The organism is Pseudomarimonas arenosa (assembly GCF_014841215.1).
Lineage (GTDB): Bacteria > Pseudomonadota > Gammaproteobacteria > Xanthomonadales > Xanthomonadaceae > Pseudomarimonas > Pseudomarimonas arenosa.
Map to the genome: position 1 here is coordinate 1 of NZ_JACYTR010000123.1, position 2,715 is coordinate 2,715.

2 protein-coding genes are annotated in these 2,715 nt (G+C 57.6%); both read right to left on the minus strand.

From position 1 onward, the window contains the following. Positions 1 to 295 precede the first annotated feature (295 nt). Entirely contained in the window at positions 296 to 724 is a 429-nt protein-coding gene (locus tag IFO71_RS21395; RefSeq protein WP_192031725.1) for a GCN5 family acetyltransferase, read from the minus strand. A gap of 83 nt (positions 725 to 807) precedes the next feature. Continuing rightward, positions 808 to 1,239, minus strand: a complete 432-nt coding sequence (locus IFO71_RS21400; protein WP_192031726.1) for a hypothetical protein — start codon at positions 1,237 to 1,239, stop codon at positions 808 to 810. Positions 1,240 to 2,715 lie beyond the last annotated feature (1,476 nt).

The following is a 2,715-nucleotide window of genomic DNA, read 5'->3' on the forward strand; positions in this document are numbered from 1 at the left end:
GAAGTCGCAGACGACATGGCCGATTTGGGGCTCTCGGAAATGGGATTCTTGTTTCTCATGACAGCAGACTACCTTCAGTAATTTAGAAGAGGTAGCTGTCTCGCATTACATTGGCACGGGGGGTTCATGCAGATAAGCAATGGGCGAAGCCCGCGCCTGATCCGACCATTCCGAATAGTCAATGCGAACGTCGCTGCCCGACCTCCTGAACTTCCCAACGCTGCGCTCAATCTCCTCGCACAATTTCTGAACGTCTCGATCCATGCAGGCGCCTCTCCGAATTCGCTACGCAGAATTACACTGCCAGTCCGCGAACAATGTCGAGCCGGCTCGCTGGGGCGTCGGATGCGAAGAAGTTGGGAATGGTGTCGGCCGTTCGACGCGGGCGTGAAAAAAACGCAATCGGCCACTCGGTCATTCGCCGCTCTCTTCGATGCACATAGGTACCAGGCTCAGCTTCGTCAATGAACTCCTCCTGCAGCACAAGGACAAGTGGCGCTTGTGCTCCGGCCACCTGAGCGGCGAAATCCAAAGCTTCGCGACAACAGGCAAACGAGTAGAAGTAGTCTGAGCCTTGAAACTCATCCGGGGCACCCTCGCGCGGATAGCACCAAACTCGATATTCCAGAACGGCATCCCAGACGAGACCACCCCCGGCTTTCACCGACGCCGGGTATGACCCGACCAGATCAGGGTCGAGAGCCTCGGGAAACACCGCAAGCATGCGTGAAAACGGCGACCGCCAACATCAGTGAAGACATCGTCTCACAAAACGCCCCTCTATCCGCTCCATTGTGCACAGAGCCATCAGCTCCAGAATCTCCACCACGGGCGAGTAGCGGTAGACGAAGCCGCTGGCGGTGCGTCGTTCAATTGCTCCCCGTCCGCACCATAGAACTCACCTTCGTCACCCTGAACGCGAGCGCCAAGGGCCACCGCCACTTGGTACATCTTGCGGCGAGTCTCCTCGTCGGGATTTTTTACGACCAGGTTGCCCTTCGTGTAGAGAAACCAAGCCATGTTCCCCCCGGGCTCGTGGGCAGAATAACCGCACCAGGCGGCAAGCCCCTCGCTTTCGAGGCGCAGTACGGCGCCGCTAAGAGAACGGACTTCAGCGGAGCCGTCACTGGCAAACTGACTCTCACCGAAGAGATATGCCTTCCATTCGTCGAGAGAGATCTCCGGGCCATCGTCATCGAACCACTGAGGCTTGCGAGTTATGTGCATGTCATAGCCCACGCCAATTCTCCTTGATGGCTAACGAACAGGCTGCTGAAATGCGTCTCACCAGACTGCTAGTGCGTAGTTGCGAAGCGGGACGCAGCGACAGGCCGGGCCAGCGGAGCGAAGCTGCGCGGCCAGACTGCGCGAGCCTGACAAAGCGCGATGTCACGCCCCAGATTTTCTCGCCGGCTCCGATCTCGGGAGGACGAGTGACGCCGCAACTCGACGAAGACAAGAACGCTGGAGCGAACCTTGAACCTCATGCCTCGGTACTGATCCCCTGTTGCCTAACGCCGTATTGAGCAGCCGTGGGCCGACAACATATCAGAAAACACCACGACCTCTCCCCACGGTCTGCTCGAATACGTAGTTAGTTTTCGTACTGGGAACATGGGCCGATTTGCTCCAAGGACAGGCACTTCCGCTCGGTGCCCGTGACGACGAACTCGACGAGAACCTCAGATCCCGCTCTTGTAGCCAACACGCACTCGATTAGAGCATACAGAGGGATGTCATTTGGTTGGAAGTACTTGACGCAGCATTCGACGTGCTCTGGCCCTAGCAGCGCATCACCTTCAGGAACTGAAGCGTCGAGATCTTCCTCTACTGCCCTGGCCAGAGGCCTATCGTATGCGACGGCGTACGAGTACGTGCTTGTCAGCGCATCAAAATCCCGACGAAAGAGCTGTGCAAGTGCTGGCTCGCATAGCCTACCTAGAGACGCTGAATCGGTCTGACTCTCGAGGACTTCCATCAGAAAACTAACGCCGCGTTGAGCGGCCTGCGGCCGACAGTGATCGGTTCATTCGACGTATCTCCCGCAGGTCCGCTCCAACGCACAGTTAGCCGCCTAGCGCCGAAACCACTGCCGGCCAACGAGGCAGAAGGTATCTAGTGAGCACAACTGAAGCAACAGAAAGCACTGCGGGCGCCGCAATCCAGCCGTAGGAAAGGACGAACTCTGCAGCAATGACCACCGGCTCCCCAACTGGCTCGCCCATGGCCTGCAGTTGGGGGGCTACATGAACAAGGTAGAGCTCCACTGGCACCCCGACTACCGTGGCAACCAGCAGTGAGGCCCCATAGGTAAGTGAGCCGACCACGCCGACAAACCTAACCCGCCAGGGCTGCTGAGGCTTCGAACGAAGAATCATGAATACGGGATACAGCAGGGGGAGCCACGCCAGTAGAACTATGCCTACCCCAAGCCCCAGCACAAATGCGGCTTCGCTCGCGCTGAAGAGTGCTAAGAAGGGCCATACATTGATTGCGACTGAGCCAACGATGGCCGCAACCAGCACGGCTATGAGAACGCTTGGTCGATTCATTGCGATCTCGATGATCCTCGAGAGGACTCGTGACAAGTGGCTAACGCCGTATTGAGCTGCCGTTGGCCGGCAGACTAACAGTAAACACCATCACCTCTCCCAACGGTCAGCTCGAATACGTAGTTAGATTCAATGCGCGGAAACATGGGGCGCATCTCTTGAG